Consider the following 24,184-nt stretch of genomic DNA (forward strand, 5'->3'; position numbering starts at 1 on the left):
CCGTGGCAACCTTGACCGCATTGTTCTCAAAGCTAACCCCCATACAGAAACGCAGGCTCGCTAACTTCCGCGCCAATCGTCGCGGCTTCTGGTCGCTGTGGCTGTTTTTGCTGCTGTTCGGACTGGCTCTGATGGCAGAGGTCATTGCCAACGATTCGCCGCTGCTGATGTCGTATCAGGGCCAGTTGTACGTCCCGGTTGTTCAGGATGTTCCAGAGGAAACCTTTGGCGGCTTTTTACCCACCACTGCAGATTACCGCGACCCGTTTATCGCTGATGAAATCAACGCTAACGGCTGGATGCTGTGGCCACCCATCCGCTTCAGTTACAACACCATTAATTACAATCTGGACGTGCCTTCGCCGGCGCCGCCCAGCGCCGAAAACTGGCTAGGCACAGACGACCAGGGCCGCGATGTTGCCGCCAGGGTTATTTACGGCTTCCGCATTTCCGTGCTGTTCGGGCTGATTCTAACCCTGGCCAGCTGCGTAGTGGGTGTTGCCGTAGGCGCACTGCAAGGTTTTTACGGCGGTAAAGTGGACCTGTTCGGCCAACGTTTTATCGAAATCTGGTCCGGCCTGCCGGTGCTTTACTTGCTGATTATTCTGTCTGGTATTGTGCAGCCAAACTTCTGGTGGCTGCTGGGCATTATGCTGATGTTCAGCTGGATGGGGCTGGTGGATGTGGTGCGTGCCGAATTTTTGCGCGCGCGTAATTTTGAATATGTGAAGGCGGCAAGGGCACTGGGGCTGGACAACCGGAAAATCATGTTCCGCCATATTCTGCCCAACGCCATGGTGGCCACCCTCACCTTTTTACCGTTTATATTAACCGGCGCCATTACCGGGCTGACCTCGCTTGATTTTCTGGGTTTTGGTCTGCCTTCCGGTTCGCCGTCATTGGGCGAACTGATTGCCCAAGGCAAAGCCAACCTTCATGCCCCCTGGCTGGGCATCTCGGCGTTCGTGTCCCTGTCGGTGATGCTGACTTTGCTGGTGTTTGTCGGCGAAGCGGTGCGCGATGCTTTTGACCCGAGGAAAAACTGATATGACGGGTCAAAAAACACAGCCGTTATTATCCATTAATGACCTGGCCATCAGCTTTAACGGTCAACCGCCGCTGGTGCGAGGCCTGGACATTCAGGTACACGCCGGAGAAACCCTGGCTCTGGTCGGTGAAAGCGGCTCTGGCAAATCCATTTCAGCGCTGTCTGTGCTGCGCCTGTTGGATGCCCGCCACGTTAGCTATCCCAGCGGCCAGATTCTGTTCCAAGGTGAAGACCTGCTAAAAGCCCCGGAAAATCGCCTACGCCAGGTGCGCGGGCGCCAAATCAGCATGATTTTCCAGGAGCCGATGACCTCGCTGAACCCGCTGCACACCGTGGAAAAACAAATCAGCGAAACACTGGCCTTACACAAAGGCCTGCGCGGTGACCAGGCTCGGGCCCGCTGCCTGGAGCTGCTGCAATTGGTCGGTATAGACGATCCGAAAAGCCGCCTGGCCAGCTACCCGCATCAGTTGTCTGGTGGGCAGAAACAGCGGGTAATGATCGCTATGGCGCTGGCCAACGAGCCGGAACTGCTGATTGCTGACGAGCCCACCACCGCGCTGGACGTAACCGTGCAAAAGCAGGTCTTGGAACTGTTGCAGCAGTTGCAGGAAAAGCTGGGCATGGCCATTTTGCTGATCACCCACAATCTGACCATTGTGCGCCGCTACGCCGACCGGGTGGTGGTGATGGAACAAGGCCAGTTGGTGGAACAGGCCACGGTTGAAACTCTGTTTACAACGCCACAGCATCTGTATACCAAACGCCTGCTAGACGCCGAACCACCCGAATCACCGCCCGCCAGGCCCGACATTAAAAATGCAACGCCGCTGCTGCGGGTTCGTGATTTGAATGTGCGCTTTACCACGGCCAAAACCCTGCTAGGGCGTGTAAAATCGAGCTTTCATGCGGTACAAGACGTTAATTTTGAGCTGGAACGGGGCCAGACTCTGGGCATTGTAGGCGAAAGCGGTAGCGGCAAAACCACCATCGGCCACGCTCTGCTGAAGCTGACAGCGGCCAGCGGTCACATTGATCTGGATGGCCAGCCCTTAGCGAACCTGAACCAGAGACAGTTCCGCCCTTTTCGCAAACGCATTCAGATTGTGTTTCAGGACCCGTTTGGCAGCCTTAGCCCGCGCATGTCGATTGCCGAGATTGTTCAGGAAGGCCTTGAGATTCATACGCCAGATACCCCCGAAGCCCAAGACGCGCTGGTGGTGCAGGCGCTGACGGACGTTGGTTTAAACCCGCAGGACCGCCACCGTTACCCGCACGAATTTTCCGGCGGTCAGCGCCAGCGTGTGGCCATTGCCCGAGCTCTGGTGTTACAGCCGGATTTGATCATCCTGGACGAGCCAACCTCGGCTCTGGACCGAACCGTACAAAAGCAGGTGATTGAGCTGTTACAATCGCTGCAGCGAAAATATGCGCTAAGCTACATTTTTATCAGTCACGACTTGGCGGTGGTTCGGGCGCTGAGCCACAAACTGTTGGTGTTGCAGTATGGCCGTATTGTGGAATACGGCAAAGCCGCCGAGATATTTGCCGCACCTGAACAGCCGTACACACGGGAGCTGCTGAATGCAGCCTTCTTTTACCAAAAAACTTTAGACTAATTGAGCCTTACGCTCAGCCATCAAACCGGGATAATGCTCGCAAATCTTGAACATAGCGTCATACGTTAATAAAGCGTAACGCGTTAATATAAGGAGAACACCCATGGGAATTCTCAGTGGCAAAAGAGCCCTGATCGTTGGCGTTGCCAGCAAATTGTCGATTGCCTACGGCATCGCGGAAGCCTTCGCCCGCGAAGGCGCCGAACTGGCCTTTACTTACCAAAACGAAAAACTGCAGCCGCGGGTCGAGAAATTCGCCGCACAATGGGGCAGCACGCTAACCTTCCCTTGTGATGTCGCCAGTGATGACGAAATCAACAACGTGTTCACCGAACTTGGCAAGCACTGGGACAACATCGACATTATCGTTCACGCCGTGGGTTTCGCCCCGGGCCACGAGCTTGACGGCAACTACGTCGACGTGACCACACGTGAAGGTTTCCGCATTGCCCACGACATCAGCTCCTACAGTTTTGTGGCTCTGGCCAAAGGCGCTCGCGGCATGATGCACGAAGGCAGCTCACTGCTGACCCTGAGTTACCTGGGCGCAGAGAAAGTCCTGCAGAACTACAACGTTATGGGTCTGGCAAAAGCCTCTCTGGAAGCTAACGTGCGCTACATGGCCGCCAGCCTGGGCCGCGACGGCATTCGCGTGAACGGTATTTCTGCCGGGCCGATCAGAACTCTCGCGGCGTCTGGTATCAAGAGCTTCCGCAAAATGTTGGCCGAAAACGCAAGGCGCGCCCCGCTGCGCCGCAACGTAACCACCAATGAAGTCGGCAACGCCGCGGCTTTCTTGGGTTCCGACCTGTCCAGCGGTATCACTGGCGAAATCATGTATGTCGATGCCGGTTTCAACATTACGGGTATGGGCGAACTGGAAGACGCAGAGATTTAGAGAATCGATCTATTGGGATCAGCTATGCAAAACGCCGGCTTCAGTAATTGAGGGGTCAAGAATCGCAATCAAGTGCCCGGGTTTCAGCCCGAAAACCTGTTTTTCAGCCTTCCGCAGGCGCCGGCCTTGCAACGCTCGTTGCACCAGCGCCGAGCGCCCGGCGTGGGAATTCCAACCACGCAGATACTGCAAGCCGCCAAACGCAGTCAGCAAGCTGTCACTGAAGGCCGACGACCCCTTTCCATTCAGCTGCCAGACTAAATAAAAACGTGTGCGAGCCAGGCGGCGGTCCACGCATCGGCTTGAGTGTCGCAGTCGCTACTCACCGGATACGATAAATCAGGCACTCCAATACTGATGAGCGCCTGTTCCGTTTTGCAGTAATCTGTAGCCTTAGCCTGACGAGCGGGTGGCTGTGGCGGCTTAAAAGACATGGAGCTCCCGCTTTCAAGAGCGTTGAAAAGGCCGGACAAATAACGCAGTATAACGAACTAGCCGAAGCTTTACCGAAAACCTCCGGTGCTCTTATCAGGGAATAATCATAACTATGTCAGGCACGAAATTAGAGAACCTGAACGTGGCGAGCCAGGAAACATTGATGCCGCCTGAAACACTTAAACAAGATCTGCCGCTTACAGACAAAGCAGCCGCCACCGTGGCGAAAGGTCGCCAGGATATATACAACATTATGGACGGCACCGATCACCGGCTTTTTCTGGTGTTAGGCCCCTGCTCCATTCACGATGTTGATGCTGCCTTGGATTATGCCCGACGCCTGAAAAAGCTGGCTGATGAAGTAAGCGATACACTGTTGATTGTGATGCGGGTCTATTTTGAAAAACCCCGCACCACCGTGGGCTGGAAAGGCCTGATTAACGATCCCCGGCTGGACGACACCTTTGATATTCAGCAGGGCCTCCACATCGGCCGCAAACTGCTTATTGATATCAGCGAACTGGGCCTGCCCACGGCCACCGAGGCGCTAGACCCCATTTCCCCGCAGTATTTACAAGATGCGATTTCCTGGTCGGCCATTGGTGCCCGCACCACCGAATCGCAAACCCACCGGGAAATGAGCAGTGGCTTGTCTATGGCCATTGGCTTTAAAAACGGCACCGATGGCAATCTCGACGTTGCCGTAAACGCCATGAAATCCGTGTCACACCCCCACAGCTTTCTGGGCATAAACCAGCAAGGCCAGGTTGCCATTATTCGTACCAAGGGTAACAACTACGGCCACGTGGTTCTGCGCGGTGGTGGTGGCAAACCCAATTATGATTCAGTCAACGTTGCCCTGTGCGAACGGGCTCTAGAGAAGTCTGGCCTGCGAAAAGCCATCATGGTGGACTGCAGCCACGCCAACTCCAGCAAAGACCCGGCTATTCAACCCCTGGTGATGAACGACGTGTCTAACCAGATTCTGGACGGCAACACCTCCATCCAGAGCCTGATGATTGAAAGCAACATCAACTGGGGCAACCAGTCGATCCCGCAGAATCTGGCAGACTTGAAGTATGGCGTATCGGTTACCGATGCCTGTATTGACTGGGAAACCACCGAAAAAGCCGTTCACGACATGCGTCACAAGCTCAAAGATGTGCTGCCAAAACGCGCCAGAGCTTAAGATAAAGGACAGACTTAGCATGATAGGGACAGATTTGAAATCTGTCCCTGGTGCGGGGTTCGGCTTTGATTTGAGTCAGCCGATCTTGTCCAGACCACGCATATACGGCTTCAGAACGTCCGGCACTGTAATGCTGCCGTCTTCCTGCTGGTAGTTTTCCATCACCGCAATCAAAGCACGGCCAACGGCCAGACCTGAGCCGTTGAGGGTGTGAACCGGCTCTGGTTTTCCGGTTTCCGGGTTGCGCCAGCGCGCCTGCATGCGGCGGGCTTGAAAGTCTCGGGTGTTGGAACAGGAAGAAATCTCGCGGAACTTCTGCTGCCCCGGCAGCCATACCTCCAGATCGTAAGTGCGAGCAGCGGAAAAACCCATATCGCCGCCGCACAAAGCCATGATGCGGTACGGCAGTTCCAGCAGCTGCAATACTTTCTCAGCATGGCCGGTCAATGCATCCAGCGCCGCGTCGGAATCTTCAGGCCGCACAACCTGAACCAGCTCCACCTTGTCGAACTGGTGCTGGCGAATCAAGCCACGGGTATCACGGCCGTAAGAGCCAGCTTCACTGCGAAAGCAAGGCGTGTGACACACCATTTTCAACGGCAATTCAGCGGCATTCAGAATGCTGTCGGCGATCAGGTTGGTCACCGGCACTTCCGCAGTGGGAATAAGGTAAAGCGGCTTTTCACTCTCTACACGGAACAGGTCTGCTTCAAATTTTGGCAGCTGGCCGGTGCCAAACAGCGCGTCGGCGTTCACCAGATAAGGCACGTAAGCTTCGGTATAGCCGTGCTCTTCGACATGAAGGTCCAGCATAAACTGCGCCAGCGCCCGATGCAGGCGAGCCACCTGGCCGCGCATCACCACAAAACGGGAATGAGCCAGATTCGTCGCCGTTTCAAAGTCCATACCATTCAGGGCTTCGCCCAGAGCAACGTGGTCTTGCGGCTCAAACAAAAACTCGCGGGGTGTGCCCCAGGTGCGAAGCTCAACGTTATCATCGTCGTCTTTACCCGCGGGTACGCCCTCATCCGGCACGTTAGGGATAGCGGCAAGAAAGTGATTCAGTTCTTCCTGAAGTTCGCGCAGCTCGTCTTCAGCTTCGGATTTGCGCGCTTTCAGGTCATCTACTTCGTCCAGTAACGGCTGTATGTCTTCGCCAGACGCTTTGGCTTTACCGATAGACTTGGATTTTTTATTCTGCTCGCTTTGCAGGGTCTCGGTCCGCACCTGAAGGCCACGGCGGCGCTCTTCCAGCTGCTCAAAGGTGGCGGTATCAAAGGTGAAGTTTTTGATGGCCAAACGGCGGGCAATATCTTCGGTCTGGCTGCGGACGCGTTTTGGATCGAGCATGAGTATCCTGACTGGTCGGTTTAACAATGATTTTATGAATGGCCGCCATTATACCGTCACGGCAGCGCGTGGCCAGTGCTTCAGCCACAGGCCACCCTGATGGAAAGCCCAGTGCTTCAGCCACAGGCCACCCTGATGGAAAGCCCAGTGCTTCAGCTACAGGCCACCCTTAAAGATAACCCAGTACTTCAGCTGTAGCGTTTGCGTGGGCTGGCGGCGTTCAGTTGGTCCAAGCGCTGGCGCTTTTCAGCGAGTTTGATTTCCAGGCCGCGAGCCACCGGCTCATAATACCGGCGCTCGTTGATGGCATCGGGCAAGTAACCTTCGCCGGCCGCAAAAGCGTCGGGCTCGTCATGAGCATAACGATAGGATTCGCCATGACCCATGGATTTCATCAATTTGGTAGGTGCGTTGCGCAGGTGTACCGGTACTTCGAAATCTTTATCTTGGCGGATGTCAGCCATACACTGGTTGAACGCCTTATAAACAGCGTTGCTTTTTGGCGCCATAGCCAGGTAAATCACCGCTTGCGCCAGCGCCAGTTCACCTTCGGGTGAACCCAGGCGTTCTTGGGCATCCCAGGCTTCCAGAGTCAGCTGCAGCGCCCTTGGGTCGGCGTTACCTATGTCTTCACTGGCGATACGAACCAGCCGGCGGGCCACGTACAGCGGGTCGCAGCCGCCGTCGAGCATACGGCACATCCAATAAAGCGAGCCGTCCGGATCAGACCCCCTCACCGACTTGTGCAACGCCGAAATCTGGTCGTAGAAAACATCGCCGCCTTTATCGAAACGGCGCAGGCTGGTTTGCATCACCAGCTCAAGCTGGTCTTCACTGACGCTATCGACACCATCAGCGTCTGGCTCCGCCAGATCGGCGGCCACTTCCAGAATGTTCAGTGCCCTGCGGGCATCGCCGCTGGCGGCGCTGGCCATCATCGCCAGTACGTCCTCGGCCACCCGTAGGCGACCACCAAAGCCTTCTTCGGCGCTTAGCGCGCGGATAAGCAGGCGCTGAATATCGTCGTCTTCCAGATTCTTCAATACGTAAACGCGGGTGCGGGACAGCAGCGCGCTGTTTAACTCGAAAGACGGGTTTTCGGTGGTGGCACCCACAAAAATAAAGGTGCCGTCTTCAATGTGCGGTAAAAAGGCGTCTTGCTGACTTTTATTGAAGCGGTGAACTTCATCCACAAACAGCAAGGTGTCCTGACCGCTGCCCTGCTTACGTGCCCGCGCACGCTCAACGGCCGCGCGTATGTCTTTTACCCCGCTAAGTACCGCAGATACGTTTTCAAAGGCCAGGTCACTCACGTTAGCCAGCAATTGGGCGAAGGTGGTTTTGCCCACCCCAGGCGGGCCCCACAAAATCATTGAATGCAGCTGGCCCTGCTCCACCGCCCGCCGCAGCGGTTTGCCGGGCCCAACCAGGTGGGGCTGACCCACATAGTCTGCCAACTTGGCTGGCCGCATGCGTGCGGCCAGCGGGCGGAATCCGCCGCTGCTGGCGAACAGGCTATCTTGCATTAGCTACCGTCACGGATAATATCCACACCAGCCGGGTAGTCCAGCTTGAATACCGACGCGGCTATATCCGCGTTCAGCACAATGTCATCAAAGCTCAGAATACTGATTTGCGACAGGGAATCTTCCATTCGCATTTCCTGCAGCTGCCCGTCAAAAAACGACATCCGCAACGCGACGAACAGTGAATCCGGGCTTTTAGGCGTTAGCGTAAATTCGCGGATGTTGTCGCCCACCCTGCGGGTAGAGACGTCATAGGTCTGCGCCAGGTTATCCACCTCACCGCTCAGCAACAAAGCCGGCGTGGCCTGCACATCGCTGTTTAGCTTGTGCACGGTAACCTGCTCCAGGTCTGGATCGTATACCGACACCTCATCGCCGTTACTGACGATGTGCTGGGCCATAGGCGCTTTGCTTTCCCAGTAAAAAAATCCCGGACGCTTGGCTTTCATAGAGCCGTGGCTTTCCTGAACGCGTTCACCGCCGTTGCCCACCACAATCTGGATAAAGTCAGCCTGGTATGTCTGGTAACCCCTCAACAACGCAGCCAGTTGAGTCGCCGCGTCTTTCTGCAGTCCCTCTTTTTGTAAGTCGTCACTAACCGCCGCCGTTGCCGCGCTGGTCAGAATCATTGCAAACAGCGCTGTGGCCAGCTGTTTCAAAACACCCGTTGTGCTTTTATTCGCCATACTGCCTGCTCCTGGACACTAGTTCCGTGGGGGCGGCGGAGCCAATACTTCCCGCGCGCCGTTGTGGCCTGCCGAACTGACAACCCCCGAAGCTTCCATTGCCTCGACCAGGTTGGCGGCACGGTTATAGCCAATCTTTAATTTACGTTGGACCGACGATATCGACACCCGGCGGCCTTCTGTCACGAACGCCACGGCTTCATCAAACAAGGTATCCGTTTCGCTGTCATCATCGTTCAAGCTGGGTACGCCAGGCAGATTTTCGCCTTCGGCGCCATTAAGAACGTCGTCTATGTATATCGGCGCGCCTCGGGCTTTCCAGGCACTGACCACCCGGTGCACTTCATCGTCGTCGACAAAGGCGCCGTGTACCCGCACAGGCAAGCCAGATCCCGGTGGCAAGTACAGCATATCGCCATGGCCCAACAGCTGCTCCGCACCGCCTTGGTCGAGCACGGTACGGGAGTCAATTTTTGACGACACCTGAAACGAGATACGGGTGGGAATGTTGGCCTTTATCAAACCGGTGATGACATCCACCGACGGCCGCTGAGTAGCCAGAATCAGGTGAATACCGGCGGCGCGAGCTTTCTGGGCAATTCGCGCGATAAGCTCTTCCACTTTTTTGCCAACAATCATGATCATGTCGGCAAATTCGTCAATCACCACCACAATAGAGGGCAATGGTTCCAGTTCCGGCCGTTGCTGCTCGTCGTTATCCAAGTATTCGTCGGGCTTCCAGAACGGGTCCCGCAAGGGCTCACCGGCCTCCGCCGCTTCTTTTACCTTACGGTTATAACCGGCCAGGTTACGCACGCCCAAGGTGGCCAGCAGGCGATAACGCCGTTCCATTTCAGCCACACACCAGCGCAGTGCATTGGCGGCTTCTTTCATGTCTGTAACCACCGGCGCCAGCAGGTGGGGAATGCCGTCGTAGATGCTCAGTTCCAGCATCTTCGGGTCTACCATAATAAAGCGCACTTCTTCCGGCCCGGCCTTCAGCAGCATACTCAACAGCATGGCGTTCACCCCGACCGATTTACCGGAACCGGTGGTACCTGCCACCAGCAAGTGGGGCATTTTCGCAAGGTTGGCCACTATGGGGTTGCCGCCTATGTCGTTGCCAAGCGCCATAGTCAGCGCGGAGGTAGATTCGGCAAATACCCGCGAACTCAATACTTCACTCAGCCGCACCATCTGGCGGTATTCGTTGGGAATTTCAATGCCCACCACGGATTTCCCGGGGATCACTTCAACCACCCGCACGCTCAGCACCGCCAGGGAACGCGCCAGGTCTTTCGCCAGATTGGAAATTTTGCTGACTTTGACGCCCGCAGCCGGCTTGATCTCGAAACGGGTAATCACCGGGCCGGGATTCACCTCAACCACTTCTACGGTGACCCCAAAGTCGGCCAGCTTTTCTTCCAGCAGCCGCGACATATGTTGCAGGGATTCTTCGGTGTAGCCTTTTTCCTGCTGCTCCTCCGGCGGGTCTAGCAGCGAGATCGGTGGAATCGGGCTCTCGATATCTTCCAGCAGCGAGGATTGCTTGCCGGCTCCATTACCGCCGCCGGGCTTGCCCTGATCGTCTTTTTTAAACGGCGCGATCTTGAAAGAACGGCCAGGGGCCTGAGAAGCACCTTGGGGCGCGCTGTCAGCGGAAGCCGCTGCGGATGTGGATGTGCGCGCTGGTGGTCGCGATGCAGGTGCGGGCCTACTGCGTTCGAAATCGCTGTAATCGCCGCGGGCGCTCTCGTCATGGGCACTGAAACTTTCAATACGCGCCGGCTCGTCGTCTGAATCAGCGCTCAGGTCAAAGCAGTTTCCGGAGTCATCGCTGCGTTCCGTTTCAGATTGGCCACGGCGGCCAAACCCGGGAATACACTGCCACCAACGCACTCGTGCAACCGCTCTGTCCGCGCGAATCTCGGTATCAAACTGGTCTGAAGACTTCCCTTCAACCCTATGATTTAAAAGAGGTGGCTGATAACTTTCGACGGCTTCTTCGGCTTCTTCGGCGTCTTCCCGGGCTGAAATGCGACCTTTGAACCAGTCTTGTATCCGGGTGCTGACTCTCAGAGCGATGCCGCCCAACTGGTCCATCAGCCAGAACCAGGAAAGCCCGGTGGTAACGGTTAGAGCAAACAAAAATATGGCAATCAATACCAAGGTGGTGGCCGGCAGGTTAAAAAACCGCACCATAGCATCTGCTACAGCAACGCCCATCACGCCGCCGGAAGATTCACCCAGACCAAAAAGAGAATACAGCGACAACAAACTGGTCGCCGACAGCAGAATCAGAATAAACCCGCCAAAACGCACGATTAACAGGGGCCAGTGGACGTCTTGGGATCGATTGCGAAGGCGAATCAGCAGCAGAGCGTAACCTGCCACCATGGCTGGGAAAAGCCATGCCACGTAGCCAAAGAAATTGCGCAGCAGGCTGGCCAGCCAGGCACCGCTGCGGCCGGCGTAATTCAGCACCTGGGCGTCATGACCCACACTGGCCCAACCGGGGTCATTGGCGTGGAAGCTGAACAGCGCCATGCACAAATAAATCGCCAGGGCAATTAGCGCAATAACAGCGCCCTCGCGGGCACCTTGGGCCAGCAGCTTACGAAAACGCAGCTGTTTATCAGTCAGCGGCTGGGCCGATGTGTTTTTTGCTTTTGCGCTTGCAGCCATGAATACTCAGATGTTGCCATGACCGGGATTCTGAAGGGCCTGAAAACCCCGGTCAAGATCGGCTTTCAGGTCGTCAATGGCTTCAATGCCTACCGACAGGCGAATCAGGTTTTCACTGATACCGGCCTGCTCTTTATCTTCAGGCGACAACCGCCCGTGGGTCGTTGTTGCAGGGTGGGTGATGGTGGTCTTCACATCGCCCAGATTGGCGGTAATAGACACCATGCGAGTGGCGTCAATAAAGCACCAGGCCTCTTCCCTGCCCCCTTTTACCCGAAATGACAATACGCCGCCGAAGGCCTTTTGCTGGCGTTTGGCCAGTTCATAATGCGGATGCTGCGGCAGGCCGGTGTAAAAAACCGTTTCCACCGCGCTCTGCTGCTGCAGCCATTGGGCCAACTCTAACGCATTGTCACAGTGGGCTCGCATACGAATTGGTAAGGTTTCCAGGCCCTTCATGAACACCCATGCGTTGAACGGGCTCATGGTTGGGCCTGTTGCCCGCAAAAACACGAATATTTCTTCCAGCAGCGCGTGGGGGCCTACAACGACGCCGCCTACACAACGGCCCTGGCCGTCCAGATATTTGGTGGCGGAGTGGGTTACCAGGTCTGCGCCCAACGCCAGCGGCTGCTGCAGCACCGGGGTGCAAAAACAGTTGTCGACGACTAACAGCGCATCGTGGGCGTGGGCCAAATCGGCCATCTTGCGAATGTCTGCCACTTCGCACAGCGGGTTAGACGGCGTTTCCAGAAACAACATCCGGGTATTGGGCCGAATAGCCGCTTCCCAGCCGGCTTGGTCTGTCAGTTTTACAAAGGTGGTTTCAACACCAAATTTGCTCAGGTATTTCTGAAACAGCGAATTCACCGTGCCAAATACGTCCCGTGAACACACCACATGGTCACCAGCCTTCAGCAGCGCCATACAGGTGCTGGTAATAGCGGCCATACCCGAAGCCATTGCCACTGCCCGCTCGCCGCCTTCCATCGCCGCAATGCGGTTTTCAAAGGCGGTCACCGTGGGGTTGGTAAAACGCGAATAAATATTACCGGGCTCTTCACCGGCAAAACGCGCGGCCGCTTGCGCCGCGCTGGCGTAAACGAAGCTGGACGTAGGGAATATAGCGTCGCTGTGTTCCAGCTGACCGGTACGAACCTGCCCCGCGCGCACCGCCAGGGTATCGCCAGACACGCCGTCCAGGTCTGATTCTGGTATCAAAACCGATTCTTCGCGGCAAAATGTCATTGTCTTCTCCTGGTCATGGTTTTCTGCTGGTCATAGAATTCTTGTGCGATTTAAAGCATCAGTCTTCGTCGTTATGCATGTCTATACTGCCGTTTTCGGTATCGTTCGTCACAGTGCCGGAGCGGGTTGCATCGTTACGCTGGCCATCCAGCCGATCCAGATAGGCACGATCAATATCGCCAGTTACGTATTCACCGGTAAACACCGAACATTCCCAGCCATCAATATCACTATTAACATCGCTAACAGACGTAATCAGGTCTTCCAGGTTCTGATACAGCAACCAGTCGGCGCCGATCAATTCGCGGATTTCTTCCACAGTGCGATCGTGAGCAATCAGTTCTTTAGCAGACGGCATATCAATGCCGTACACGTTGGGATAACGCACCGGGGGCGCGGCCGAAGCGAAATACACTTTGCGGGCGCCGGCATCGCGGGCCATCTGCACGATTTCCTTGCAGGTGGTACCGCGCACAATGGAATCGTCAACCAGCATCACGTTCTTGCCACGGAACTCCAGATCAATGGGATTTAGCTTCTGGCGTACCGATTTCTTGCGCATGGTCTGGCCAGGCATGATAAATGTACGGCCAATGTAGCGGTTTTTGATAAAGCCTTCGCGGAATTTCACGCCCAGACGGTGGGCCATCTGCATAGCCGAGGTGCGGCTGGTGTCTGGTATCGGCATAACCACGTCGATATCGTGATCGGCGAAATCCTTCAGCACTTTATCCGCCAGAGTTTCACCCATGCGCAAACGCGCTTTATAAACCGAGACTTTGTCCATGATGGAGTCCGGACGGGCGAAGTACACATGCTCGAAAATACACGGATAGAGCTTTGGCTGTTTGGCGCACTGCTCACTGTGAAAGGTGCCGTCGGTTTCAATATACACCGCTTCACCCGGCGCAATGTCGCGTACCAGGGTGAAACCGGAGGCGCCCAGGGCCACACTTTCAGACGCAATCATATATTCCTTGCGGCCGTCACTGGCTAAGCGCGCGCCATAACAGATCGGGCGAATGCCATTGGGGTCGCGGAAACCGACAATGCCGTAGCCAGTAACCATCGCGATAACCGCGTAGGCACCGCGGCAGCGTTCGTGTACAGAACGCACGGCGGCAAAAATATCGTCTTTGGTCGGGTGTAGCTTGCCCAGCTTCTGGAGCTCGTGAGCGAACACGTTCAACAACACTTCCGAGTCTGAATTGGTGTTGATGTGGCGCAGGTCAGTGCGAAACAAGTCGGTACTGAGCTCGTCAGAGTTTGTCAGGTTGCCGTTGTGGGCCAAAGTGATGCCGTAAGGGCTGTTGACGTAAAACGGCTGGGCCTCGGCAGAGCTCGCACTGCCAGCGGTAGGGTAACGAACGTGACCAATACCGACGTTGCCCACTAACCGGTGCATATGGCGGGTATGGAAGACATCGCGCACCAGGCCGTTGTCTTTACGCAGGTAAAAACGCTCGTCTTCGAAGGTAACAATACCTGCTGCGTCCTGGCCCCGATGCTGAAGAACGGTCAGCGCATCATAAAGCAACTGATTCACGTGCGAAGTGCTGACGATACCGACGATGCCACACATGGAATAGAGATTCTCCGAGTGTTAAAACTGAATGAAAGACACGCCAGGCAGATTGCCTGATAGAGCGCCTGGCGTTTGAATAACCGGGTTTTCTTAGATACCTTACTCCGCGCTTTAGGGAGTAAGGTATCCGGAAAGCTCATCACCGAAGGTACGACGGGACCAGTCTTCTAACACCGACAACCGGTCAATCATCAGCGATTCTTGCCACCAGGTGTCTTGAGACACCGGTGTGTAACGCAACAAAGCAATGCCCACCACCACAACCAGCACCCCACGCAACAGGCCAAAGCCCATACCCAGCACCCTGTCGGTGCCGGATAAACCTGTGGCCCGCACCAGCTGTCCGATAATGCCATTAATGATAGCGCCCACGATAAGCGTACCAATAAACAGAATCGCGAACGCCGCAACTGACCTTACCATGGGCGTTTCCACGGTGCTGGCCAGTAGCGACTGCATCTGGGGGTGAAATGTGCGAGCAACAATGAAGGCCATTACCCACGTAACCAACGACAGGGCTTCGCGAACAAAGCCGCGCCTTAGGCTGATCAGCGTTGATATGGTAATAACCGCAATAATGACCCAGTCAATCCAGATCAACGCATTCATGAACCACCCGGGCGACGCAAATAGAGAGGGCAGATTCTATCAGGAAACCGCGCCCTGCCAAACCACCGTTGCGATAAAACCTGGTTGGGCGGCTTATTAATCAGGGCTGGTAACCAAACTGTTGAGGCTGAAAGCCTTGTCGAGGGCCGCTTTGGCCGCTTCGGATTCGGATTTGCTGGCGTAAGGCCCACTGAATACCCGTGTCAGCCGGGTGTCGCCGCGGCTGAACTCTTGAAGGTGTGAACTGTAGCCCTTTTCGCGGGCGTTATCACGCAAACGCCGGGCGTTATCGGCATCGCCAAAGCTGCCCAGCTGCACAACCCAGGCGCCTTCCAGAGAGCGACTGAACTCTTCCTCGGTTTGCGGACTGGGCTCCGACCGAGCCGGTGCTGGCTTAACCTCTGCCACCGGTGGCGGCGTAACGGCGTTGCTGACCGCAGTCGGCTTTGTCGGCTCAGGCGCCTCAGGCGCCACTTCTTCAATTAGCTGAAAGTTCCCAGACCCGCTGGCACGGTCCGCTGCGACTGCTTCTGGCCCAGAGACGCTCTGATATTCTGGCATGACGGTCTGCGGTGGTGGCTCGGTGCTCACTTCTGGAAATGGCGGTTCTTCGGGAATGTTTATCGAGGTGGAGTTGCGCCCGGAATGGGGCTCGTCAAAGATCATCGGCACAAAAATAACCGCCAGTGAAATCAGCACCAGGGCGCCGATGATCCTCTGCTTTAATCCATCCACAATCATGCTCCCGGGTTGGTAACGGCGGCGCTTGGATACAAAAGGTTGCGGGCCGCCGCCACAGTAAAGAACGAACCAAACACAATCACAATGTCATTAGCACGGGCTTGGCCACGGGCTTCAGCCAGGGCCTCCGGCACCGAGTGCCAGTAACCTGCAGGCTCAATGCCGCACTGCTCAAACTGCGCATTCAAAGCCTCGGCGCTGTAGCCGCGGGGAGCTTCCTTCAACAGTCCGGCCAGATACCAGCTGTGAACCACGCTGGCCATCGCTTTGGCAACGCCTTGCACGTCTTTATCCGCAAGCGCACCGTAGACCGCGTGAATGCGGGTTTCCGGGTGCTGTAACAGGCGCAACCGGCTCGCCAGCCAGCAGGCAGCGTGAGGGTTATGCCCCACATCCAGAATCACCAGCGGCGAAGTGGCTACCTGTTCAAAACGCCCGGGCACCGACACTCCAGCCACGGCTCGCTCGATTTGTTGAACACCCAGATTGGGCGCCAAGGTGCGGGATGCAACAACCGCTGCAGCCAGACTTTTTACCGGCAGGGCAAAATCTGGCAGGCGAAACTCTTCGTCTCCCAGCTCAAGATTCACCATCGCCGGCTGGCTTGAACACTGCACCAACTGATAATCACGGCCCAGCAACGTCAAGTCTACCTCTTGCGATAAAGCTTGCTGCAATACCGAACGCGGAGGATCAAAATCGGCGTAAACCGCAGGGATACCCGGTCGCAACACCCCGGCTTTTTCAAAGCCGATAGACTCCCGATCGTTGCCCAAAAAGCTCGCATGATCGATATCTATCGACGTAAATATCACAAAATCCGCGTCTAGCACGTTCACAGCATCCAGACGACCACCCAGACCAACCTCCAGAATCCAGTCGTCTACATCGGCTTCGGACATGGCAACAAACGCCGCCAGAGTGCCGAATTCGAAATAGCTCAACGACACTTCTGCCCTGGCCTCCTGAACCCTTTCGAACCCGTAAATCATTTGCGCGTCCGAAATCTGCTCGCCCAGCAGGCGTACCCGCTCGTTATACACCTGAAGATGCGGCGACGTGTAGGCTGCCGTGCGGCGCCCTGCTTCCTGCAACAACGCTTCTAGAGCTGCAACCGTGCTGCCCTTGCCGTTGGTGCCGGCCACGGTAATAATGCGAGCCTCGGGCTTACCCGGAAACAGTCTCTGCAAAACCACCATCACCCGGTCCAGTCCCAGCTCGATTTCAACCGGATGAATGGCCTCAAGGTAGCTCAGCCATTGGCCCAGGCTGGCATCGGCGCCGGGGGCCGTTATTTTCGGCGCGTGCTGATCCGGCTTATGCGACTGAGGCATCGTCGTCCGGCTTTTCAGTCACTTCAATTTCAATGGGGGCCTCGGTGTCAGGTTTTTCCAAATTGCCAAATTTTGCCAGCAGGTGTCCAATTCGTTCGCGCATCTGGTGACGGTGCAGAATCATATCGATAGCGCCATGCTCCAACAAAAACTCGCTGCGCTGGAAGCCTTCGGGCAACTTTTCACGCACGGTCTGCTCAATCACCCGCGGCCCGGCAAAGCCGATCAGTGCGTTAGGTTCGGCGATATTCAGGTCGCCCAACATGGCCAGGCTGGCCGACACGCCGCCAAATACCGGGTCGGTCATTACCGAAACATACGGCAGGCCTTGTTGCTTCATACGCTCAAGAACAGCGGCGGTTTTGCACATCTGCATCAACGAAAGAATGGCCTCCTGCATACGCGCGCCGCCGCTGGCAGAGAAGCACACCAGAGGAATACGCTCTTCCAGCGCCACATTGGCCGCCCGTACAAATTTTTCCCCAACCGTCTGGCCCATAGAGCCACCCAGAAAATTGAACTCGAAGGCGCAAGCCACCAGTGGGAGCCCCATGGTGGTGCCCTTCATGGCCAACAAGGCGTCTTTTTCACCAGTCGATTTCTGGGCCTGGGTCAGGCGGTCTTTATAACGTTTGGTGTCTTTGAACTTAAGGCGGTCCCAAGGTTCCAGATCTGCGCCAATTTCTTCGCGGCCGTCTGCATCCAGAAAAATATCAAGGCGGCGGCGGGCAGCCACTCGCAAGTGGTGATTACACTTCAGGCACACGTCCAGATTTTTTTCCAGCTCGGGCTTGTACAAGAAGGCGCCGCATTTCGGGCACTTTTTCCAGAGGCCTTCCGGAACACCGGTCCTCGTCTTGGATTCCGAGCGGATCTTGCTCGGCATTATTTTATCTAGCCAACTACTCATGATTTAATCCCGTCTGTAGAACCTGTTTTGATCGTTCTATTGTAAACACCCGCTACCGGCCAGCAGTGACACCCTCGGATAGCGTGTTTGATTACCCTATTCTGGCAGCATGCCATGCTGTGTAAACGTCTCATTCAATGAAACATAGTACATACAACGCCGGGCTGGCCCAATTTTTCCAATCGCGTACCCTGCCCCCGCGCTCTATTTAACGGATCTGTAAGTCTACCAAGACCCAGCGCTTCTGGTCGCGGCCACGAAGTCTGCCATTTTTTTGGCGCATTTGATGCCTTTGCCGATTTCCACGCCGCCACTAACGTCCACCGCCCAAGGGCGTACCTGATGCACGGCCGCGGCAACGTTATCAGGTTGCAAACCACCGGCCAGTATCAATGGCAACGGCCGTTGTTCAGGAATCAGTGACCAGTTAAATCCGTGGCCGGTGCCCCCGTATTGCTCAGGGTGCCAGGCATCGACCAGCAAACCGGCTGAATTCTGGTACTCCTCAAAGGCGCGTTCAATCTGCCCTTGCTGCCGTACCCGTATGGCCTTAATCCAGCGGCGCTGGAACTGCTCACAGAAAACAGCGGTTTCGTCACCGTGGAATTGCAGCAGGTCCAGAGCCACCTGCTGCAACACCTGCCTTACAAAATCCGCCTGCGGATTCACAAACAATCCCGTTACGCTAACAAACGCCGGTATCTGCGCTGCCAGCTGCCGCGCCAAATCAATACTGACAGCCCGCGGGCTTGCGTCATAAAACACCAGGCCAATTGCGTCAGCGCCAGCGGCCACTGCGGCGTCGATATCCTCTGGGCGGGTCAGGCCACAGATCTTTACACGGCTAGTCACAGTTGGGCGGCCTTTGTTTACGGTGGATATGGGTGGCCGAAACCGGCCGATTCTGCTCCGCGCTAAACCATGGCTCAGCAAACGCCGGGCCACAGCTGGGCTGGGGTATTCCGAATTCTGCGGGATAACCCACGTCTACCAGGTACAAACCATCAGGCGGCGCCGTCACGCCAGCTTGCCTGCGATCCTTCGTCGCCAGAATCTGGCCAATCCAATCCGGCGCCTGCTCCTGGCAACCTACGGCCATCAAGGCCCCGGCAATATTGCGCACCATGTGATGCAAGAAAGCATTGGCCTGAACGTCAATCACCAAATAATCGCCTTTGCGCGTTACGCTGATGCTCTGCAAAAATCGAATCGGGCTATGAGACTGACAGCCAGCGGCACGAAAAGCACTAAAATCGTGTTCGCCAACCAGCGCCTGGGCCGCCTGATGCATGTTTTCGGCATTCAGAGGCCGAAAGTTCCAGCTAACCTGGCCACGTTGAATACCTGGGCGCACCGGGTTGTTATAGATAATGTAGCGGTAGCGACGGTAAACCGCGGAAAACCGGGCGTGAAAGTCACCCTGGCACTGGCCAGCCCAGCGTACGGAAATATCGAAAGGCAAGGCGGTATTAATGCCCATCACCCAAGAACGCATCGTGCGCAATGACGGCGTATCAAAATGAACCAGCTGGTAACTGGCGTGAACGCCGGCATCGGTGCGGCCCGCACACACCAGTTCTACATCGTGATCGGCGACTTTGCTGGCGGCTTTTGCCAACTGTTGCTGCACAGCGCGAATACCGGATTTTTGTTGCTGCCAGCCGTGGAATTCACGGCCATCGTATTCGAAGACCAATGCCACACGGCCGTTGCCAATGGGTGTATCCGCTGTAAGCGCCTGGGGTTCAAGAAACAAAAGTCAGCCCGATGTGTTGTCTGGATGTTAAAAGACAAAGCCGGCGGTCAGAAGTCTCTGAGCGCCGGCTTTATTTAAAGGATTATAACCAATCAGGACAGATTTTTAAGCAGTTCCTTCGCTTCTGTCTTCTGTTCATCGGTGCCTTCGAGTTCCACTTCCATCAAAATGTCGCGGGCGCCGTCGATATCGCCCATCTCTACGTAGGCCTGCGCCAAATCCAGCTTGGTTGCTGCCTCGTCGGTGCCAGCCAGGAAGTCGAAATCATCGTCGTCACCCAGATCGCTCTCGTCGATCGCTCGAGGCGCGCCACGTGCCACAATGGGTAGGTCTTCTTCTAAAAGATCCTCTTCCAACAAGTCCACTTCTGGAAGGTCGTCTTCCGACAGGTCGTCCTCAGGAAAGTCATACGCCGGAAGGTCTTCTTCGGGCAACTCCAGCGTCTCTAGATCGTCCAGGCTGATGTCGTCTTCGTCGTCTTGATTCGCGGCCAACTTAATGCCCAGCTCTTCCTCGGCTTGCGGATCATCACCCAGCTCCAAAGCCAACAGTTCTGCGTCGGTCATTTCCGACAGTTCTTCTGCTTCTGCTTCTGCTTCATCGCCATTGGCGTGATTGGTGCTGTCTGCGCTATCAGCAAATTCGCCCATCAGCGCCAGGTCGTCGTCCGAAATCTCCAGGTCCAATTTATCCAGATCAGGGTCCAGCTTGCCCAAATCCGATTCTTCCATGTCAAAAGGCTTGAGTTCGACCTCGGGGTCGTCTTTATCAAGTTCGGCATCCAACTCGTCCAGGAAGGCCTCATCCAGGCTTAGATCGTCATCGTCAGACGTCTTGCCGGCCGTGTTGACGGGTTCGTCAGCCTTAGCCGTGTTGTCCGCCTTGGCCAAGGGTGCGGCGTCTTCATCGGCAAATTCCCTGGCGAAGTCGTCGGACAACACAAAATCGTCAAAATCTTCCGACGCTTCAGACTTTGCGGGCTCTCCCTTGTCGCCAAGGCCTTCAATAGTGGACAGATCGTAGTTTATCAGATCGTCTGACGCTGGATTGGTGCTGTCTGTTGCATCTTCTGATTCCTCATCGAAGCTCCCGAAAGAGCCGGCAAAGGAACCGGAGCGCAATTCAGATTCAAGATCATCGATGCTGGGTGCCGCTTCCGCCTGCTCAAGATCTGTCAGCAAACGATCAGCCTCTGCCATGGCCTCGTCATCATCTAAAGCACTGAGCTCGCCATATTGGCGCTCAAAAGCCACTCTATTCTGGGCGTCCGCGTAGACCGCCAGCAACTTCAGGCGCAGTTCGGTGCGGCTAGGCTCGCGGGAAATCGCAGACTCCAGAGTATTTACCGCCTGTTCGTGCTGACCGTAAGCCAAGTAGGAATCAACCTCTGCCAGAACGTCTGGCCCAGCTTCAGGCGCTGACGGTTCATGATCGTCAAGGTCCAGGTCAAACGAGTTGGATCTTGGTACGAGTTCAACCGGGGGCGCTTGTTCAAAGTCGGTATTGTTCTCGGCTACATCCTGGTTTTTGGATTTGCGGCGAGACACCAGAAGCAACAGTAACAACAGCAAAAGCAAACCGCCGCCCAGAACCATCTGGTACAGCGGGTTACTCATAATACTGTCGACCAAACCACTCGGGGCCACGCTTTCTTCGACCGGATCAGGCTGTGTCGCCTGTGGTTGTGCATCCTGCTGAGATTGCACCGTAACCTCAGCAGGCGGTTCGGCTTCGGCCTGAGTTTCGGCGTCATCCTCTACAGTAACGGCGGGGTCGTTGGTAGCATTCGCTGTATCACCAGTCTCAGCAACTGCGGGGTCATCGGCGGCATTTTGGTCCATGCTGTCAACTGCGCGCTCACCGTTGATACCAGCCTGCTGCATGTCGGCCAACTGGCTGTTTTTCAGCTCCAACAACCGCTGCAGAGTTTTCATCTGCTCTTGCAGTGAATCGACACGGGTATTTAACTCGCTGTTTTCACGGCGCGCACTGTCAAGTTGTTCGAGCGCTACCGTGGTGCCGGCATCTGCGCCATCCACCTGGTTGCCATCAGTACCGGCAGACCCGCTCTGTTCAGTGTTATCAACAGTTTGCGGCGCTTCGGTCTCGGCCACAATCAGTTTCAGTTCCGCATCCCCGCCGTCTATTGCCGCGGGCGCAGAAGGCGCAGCCGCTGCGCTGGCATCAATAGTTGCACGGGCTGCGATGACGTCCTGGTTTTGCACTCGCACAGCCTGGGTGGCTTGGTCCCTGCCAAGTCGCTCAATCTGCGCCAGCGTAGGTGCGCGCAGAACTTCACCGCGTTTCAGCCGGTTGATATTGCCGCCTATAAAGGCATCAGGATTAAGGTCCTGAATCGCCAGCATAACCTGCTGCACAGATACGCTTTTGTTTGGGCGCATCTTGATGGCAATACTCCACAGGGTGTCAGACGACGTTGTAGGGCCGTAAACACTGCCAGACGCAAGAGACTGAGTGGAACCAGAACCGGCTGGCGCAGAGCGGCTTACCGCGTCGCTATTTGCGCTGGGCAATGAGTTGCTGCCGCCAGCAGACGATGCCGCTACAAGCGGTTCCCGGGTGCCGGTTTCTGCCGCATACACGGGTGGGTCTACCAGCACCGCGTATTCACGCAGCAAGCGGCCGCTGGGCCAGGTTAGCTCCAGCAGAAAATTAAGGTACGGCTCTCGTAACGGTTCGCGGGAAGACACGCTTACTGCCAAGCTGCCATCACTGCGGGTAACCACCTGAAATTTCAGCTTACTGGCAAACTGGCCGCGACTAAGACCCACTCGCTGATAAGCGGATTCCGAAGCCACATTTACGAAAACATCACCAGGGCTGACGCCGCGACTCTGGCGCAGCACAATTTGTGCATCCAGAGGCTCATTCAAGTAGGACTGAAGCTCCACTTCCCCCAATCCCAGGGCTTGTGCAACGCCAGAGCCAAGACCTCCAGCCAGTGCCAGAGCAACCGCAAGCTTGCGTACCTTCATGCTTTTTCCTTTCCAGTCTCCGTTGTTCGTACCTGCTTCGGTGCACGACGGCGTTAAAGCAGTTTCGGACGAGGTTGGATGACTTCCGTCTGGGTGTTGTATAAGTGTGGCGGAACTTTAATCCTCAACTCGGCCAGTATTGTTGATAAGCATCATTTTATCAATGAATCAACGTTCTTCAGTGCACTGCTGCGCTACTTTGCCAACTTTTCATCGTAAACACACAGCCATCACAAACATAAATTCATTGCGGGCACTGAGGCGACACCAGCTTTTGTGGTTCTAAAAATAACAGGGGCGAAGGCTGAAAGCAGCCTTCGCCCCTCACCCGGTTGGTTGAAACCGGACGCAGTTGGCATTAAATCAACGACTCTGAAGAATTCGCAGCATGCGCCTCAGCGGTTCTGCCGCGCCCCACAACAGTTGATCGCCCACAGTAAACGCAGAAATGTACTCCGGCCCCATGGCCAGTTTGCGTATACGGCCCACTGGAATACTCAGAGTGCCGGTTACTTTCGCCGGTGTCAGCTCCTGCATGCTGGCCTCGCGCTCATTGGGAATGACTTTCACCCAATCATTGCCGGCGGCCAGAATCTTCTCGATTTCGGCAACAGGAAGATCTTTGCGCAGCTTTATGGTCAGTGCCTGACTGTGTGAGCGCATGGCACCGATTCGAACGCACAAACCGTCAATGGGAATCGGATTGTCGCTGCGACCCAGAATCTTGTTGGTTTCTACACCGGCTTTCCACTCCTCCTTGCTCATACCGTTTTTGAGCTGTTTGTCGATAAACGGAATCAGGCTGCCCGCCAGCGGCACGCCAAAGTGCTCGGTCGAAAAGTCGTTGCTGCGCATGGTGTCGGTCACCTTGCGGTCAATCTCCAGAATCGCAGAAGACGGGCTATCCAGCTCGGCCTTAACGCTGCCGTTCAGCTCGCCCATCTGGTTCAGCAACTCGCGCATGTTCTGCGCGCCAGAACCGGAAGCGGCCTGATACGTCATGGGCGATACCCATTCAATCAAGTCCTGCTCCAGCAAACCGCCCAAGGCCAACACCATCAGGCTCACGGTGCAGTTGCCGCCGATGTAATCTTTCACGCCTTTGTCGAGCGCAGCGTCAATCACGTTGCGGTTAACTGGGTCTAGAACAATCACAGAATGGTCAACCATGCGCAGGGTAGAAGCAGCGTCTATCCAATAGCCGTTCCAGCCGGCGTCACGCAGTTTCTGATACACCGCCGAGGTGTAGTCGCCGCCCTGGCAGGTCAGAATCACGTCCAGGGTTTTTAGAGTGTCGATATCGAAGGCGTCCTGCAGCGGCAAAATGCCATCGCGGCCCACATCCGGCGCCGGTTGCCCGGTTTGCGACGTAGAAAAGAATACCGGTTCGATATCCGCGAAATCATTTTCTTCACGCATGCGCTGCATGAGGACAGAACCCACCATGCCACGCCAACCTACAAGCCCAACTCGCTTCATGCGGCTTTTGAACCTCTTTTATACCTGCCTGCTGCCGGTGTCGCTGGCGCAGACAAAATGAATTTTTCCGCAGCAACAACGTCGCATTAC

General features: G+C 55.8%; 18 protein-coding genes and 2 pseudogenes. 4 read left to right on the plus strand and 16 right to left on the minus strand.

Annotated elements, in window-relative coordinates:
• The first annotated feature begins 2 nt into the window (after positions 1-2).
• From MELB17_RS14545 to MELB17_RS14555, 3 genes are all read left to right on the plus strand, one after another.
• On the plus strand, positions 3-1,046 hold the full coding sequence (locus MELB17_RS14545) for an ABC transporter permease (RefSeq protein ID WP_007351046.1): 1,044 nt from the start codon (positions 3-5) through the stop codon (positions 1,044-1,046).
• A gap of 1 nt (position 1,047) precedes the next feature.
• Entirely contained in the window at positions 1,048-2,667 is a 1,620-nt protein-coding gene (locus MELB17_RS14550; RefSeq protein WP_007351047.1) for an ABC transporter ATP-binding protein, read from the plus strand.
• A 103-nt stretch (positions 2,668-2,770) separates the two neighbouring features.
• On the plus strand, positions 2,771-3,565 hold the full coding sequence (locus MELB17_RS14555) for an enoyl-ACP reductase (protein WP_007351048.1): 795 nt from the start codon (positions 2,771-2,773) through the stop codon (positions 3,563-3,565).
• Positions 3,566-3,583: 18 nt separating this feature from the next.
• On the opposite strand, the gene MELB17_RS14560 is transcribed toward MELB17_RS14555, so the two are convergent.
• Positions 3,584-3,859, minus strand: coding sequence for a hypothetical protein (locus tag MELB17_RS14560; RefSeq protein WP_007351049.1), 276 nt, complete (start codon positions 3,857-3,859; stop codon positions 3,584-3,586).
• A 253-nt stretch (positions 3,860-4,112) separates the two neighbouring features.
• On the opposite strand from MELB17_RS14560, the gene MELB17_RS14565 reads away from it, so the two are divergent.
• Positions 4,113-5,189 (plus strand): 3-deoxy-7-phosphoheptulonate synthase, encoded by a 1,077-nt coding sequence (locus MELB17_RS14565; protein ID WP_007351050.1) that lies wholly within the window; start codon positions 4,113-4,115, stop codon positions 5,187-5,189.
• A gap of 75 nt (positions 5,190-5,264) precedes the next feature.
• Here the strand turns inward: MELB17_RS14565 and serS are convergent, their stop codons facing one another.
• The 15 genes and pseudogenes from serS to asd all read right to left on the minus strand — a co-directional run bounded on the left by serS (position 5,265) and on the right by asd (position 24,094).
• Positions 5,265-6,539, minus strand: a complete 1,275-nt coding sequence (gene serS, locus MELB17_RS14570) for a serine--tRNA ligase (protein WP_007351051.1) — start codon at positions 6,537-6,539, stop codon at positions 5,265-5,267.
• Positions 6,540-6,727: 188 nt separating this feature from the next.
• Positions 6,728-8,065: a replication-associated recombination protein A gene (locus MELB17_RS14575; protein ID WP_007351053.1), complete on the minus strand. Its 1,338-nt coding sequence runs from the start codon at positions 8,063-8,065 to the stop codon at positions 6,728-6,730.
• On the minus strand, positions 8,065-8,751 hold the full coding sequence (gene lolA, locus MELB17_RS14580) for an outer membrane lipoprotein chaperone LolA (RefSeq protein ID WP_007351054.1): 687 nt from the start codon (positions 8,749-8,751) through the stop codon (positions 8,065-8,067). Before lolA ends, MELB17_RS14575 begins: the two co-directional genes overlap by 1 nt.
• A gap of 18 nt (positions 8,752-8,769) precedes the next feature.
• Positions 8,770-10,269 (minus strand): annotated as a pseudogene (locus MELB17_RS26515) (DNA translocase FtsK); the annotation flags it as partial.
• Between the two features lie 630 nt (positions 10,270-10,899).
• Positions 10,900-11,436 (minus strand): annotated as a pseudogene (locus MELB17_RS26520) (DNA translocase FtsK 4TM domain-containing protein); the annotation flags it as partial.
• A gap of 6 nt (positions 11,437-11,442) precedes the next feature.
• Entirely contained in the window at positions 11,443-12,684 is a 1,242-nt protein-coding gene (locus MELB17_RS14590; RefSeq protein WP_007351056.1) for an O-succinylhomoserine sulfhydrylase, read from the minus strand.
• 58 nt (positions 12,685-12,742) lie between these two features.
• Positions 12,743-14,266, minus strand: coding sequence for an amidophosphoribosyltransferase (purF, locus tag MELB17_RS14595; RefSeq protein ID WP_007351057.1), 1,524 nt, complete (start codon positions 14,264-14,266; stop codon positions 12,743-12,745).
• 114 nt (positions 14,267-14,380) lie between these two features.
• On the minus strand, positions 14,381-14,878 hold the full coding sequence (locus MELB17_RS14600) for a CvpA family protein (RefSeq protein ID WP_007351058.1): 498 nt from the start codon (positions 14,876-14,878) through the stop codon (positions 14,381-14,383).
• A gap of 96 nt (positions 14,879-14,974) precedes the next feature.
• Complete coding sequence (locus MELB17_RS14605; RefSeq protein WP_007351059.1) at positions 14,975-15,619, minus strand: SPOR domain-containing protein; 645 nt, start codon at positions 15,617-15,619, stop codon at positions 14,975-14,977.
• Positions 15,616-16,953, minus strand: a complete 1,338-nt coding sequence (gene folC, locus MELB17_RS14610) for a bifunctional tetrahydrofolate synthase/dihydrofolate synthase (RefSeq protein ID WP_007351060.1) — start codon at positions 16,951-16,953, stop codon at positions 15,616-15,618. The genes MELB17_RS14605 and folC overlap by 4 nt, the downstream gene beginning before the upstream one ends.
• On the minus strand, positions 16,937-17,863 hold the full coding sequence (accD, locus tag MELB17_RS14615) for an acetyl-CoA carboxylase, carboxyltransferase subunit beta (protein ID WP_036184922.1): 927 nt from the start codon (positions 17,861-17,863) through the stop codon (positions 16,937-16,939). The genes folC and accD overlap by 17 nt, the downstream gene beginning before the upstream one ends.
• Before the next feature lie 225 nt (positions 17,864-18,088).
• A complete protein-coding gene (locus MELB17_RS14620; protein ID WP_007351062.1) occupies positions 18,089-18,715 on the minus strand; it encodes a phosphoribosylanthranilate isomerase in 627 nt (208 codons plus the stop codon).
• Positions 18,708-19,619 (minus strand): tRNA pseudouridine(38-40) synthase TruA, encoded by a 912-nt coding sequence (gene truA, locus MELB17_RS14625; protein ID WP_007351063.1) that lies wholly within the window; start codon positions 19,617-19,619, stop codon positions 18,708-18,710. The genes MELB17_RS14620 and truA overlap by 8 nt, the downstream gene beginning before the upstream one ends.
• Before the next feature lie 92 nt (positions 19,620-19,711).
• Positions 19,712-22,615 (minus strand): FimV/HubP family polar landmark protein, encoded by a 2,904-nt coding sequence (locus MELB17_RS14630; protein WP_007351064.1) that lies wholly within the window; start codon positions 22,613-22,615, stop codon positions 19,712-19,714.
• A 363-nt stretch (positions 22,616-22,978) separates the two neighbouring features.
• Positions 22,979-24,094 (minus strand): aspartate-semialdehyde dehydrogenase, encoded by a 1,116-nt coding sequence (gene asd / locus MELB17_RS14635; protein ID WP_007351065.1) that lies wholly within the window; start codon positions 24,092-24,094, stop codon positions 22,979-22,981.
• Positions 24,095-24,184 lie beyond the last annotated feature (90 nt).

Origin of the sequence: Marinobacter sp. ELB17 (assembly GCF_000169375.1) — a bacterium.
GTDB lineage: Bacteria > Pseudomonadota > Gammaproteobacteria > Pseudomonadales > Oleiphilaceae > Marinobacter.

What these genes read in the sequence shown, in the direction of transcription:
- MELB17_RS14550 (WP_007351047.1), top strand. Translation starts at nt 1,048, where the DNA reads ATGACGGGTCAAAAAACACAGCCGTTATTATCCATTAATGACCTGGCC.
- MELB17_RS14555 (WP_007351048.1), top strand. Translation starts at nt 2,771, where the DNA reads ATGGGAATTCTCAGTGGCAAAAGAGCCCTGATCGTTGGCGTTGCCAGC.
- MELB17_RS14565 (WP_007351050.1), top strand. Translation starts at nt 4,113, where the DNA reads ATGTCAGGCACGAAATTAGAGAACCTGAACGTGGCGAGCCAGGAAACA.
- serS (WP_007351051.1), bottom strand. Translation starts at nt 6,539, where the DNA reads ATGCTCGATCCAAAACGCGTCCGCAGCCAGACCGAAGATATTGCCCGC.
- MELB17_RS14575 (WP_007351053.1), bottom strand. Translation starts at nt 8,065, where the DNA reads ATGCAAGATAGCCTGTTCGCCAGCAGCGGCGGATTCCGCCCGCTGGCC.
- lolA (WP_007351054.1), bottom strand. Translation starts at nt 8,751, where the DNA reads ATGGCGAATAAAAGCACAACGGGTGTTTTGAAACAGCTGGCCACAGCG.
- MELB17_RS14590 (WP_007351056.1), bottom strand. Translation starts at nt 12,684, where the DNA reads ATGACATTTTGCCGCGAAGAATCGGTTTTGATACCAGAATCAGACCTG.
- purF (WP_007351057.1), bottom strand. Translation starts at nt 14,266, where the DNA reads ATGTGTGGCATCGTCGGTATCGTCAGCACTTCGCACGTGAATCAGTTG.
- MELB17_RS14600 (WP_007351058.1), bottom strand. Translation starts at nt 14,878, where the DNA reads ATGAATGCGTTGATCTGGATTGACTGGGTCATTATTGCGGTTATTACC.
- MELB17_RS14605 (WP_007351059.1), bottom strand. Translation starts at nt 15,619, where the DNA reads ATGATTGTGGATGGATTAAAGCAGAGGATCATCGGCGCCCTGGTGCTG.
- folC (WP_007351060.1), bottom strand. Translation starts at nt 16,953, where the DNA reads ATGCCTCAGTCGCATAAGCCGGATCAGCACGCGCCGAAAATAACGGCC.
- accD (WP_036184922.1), bottom strand. Translation starts at nt 17,863, where the DNA reads ATGAGTAGTTGGCTAGATAAAATAATGCCGAGCAAGATCCGCTCGGAA.
- MELB17_RS14630 (WP_007351064.1), bottom strand. Translation starts at nt 22,615, where the DNA reads ATGAAGGTACGCAAGCTTGCGGTTGCTCTGGCACTGGCTGGAGGTCTT.
- asd (WP_007351065.1), bottom strand. Translation starts at nt 24,094, where the DNA reads ATGAAGCGAGTTGGGCTTGTAGGTTGGCGTGGCATGGTGGGTTCTGTC.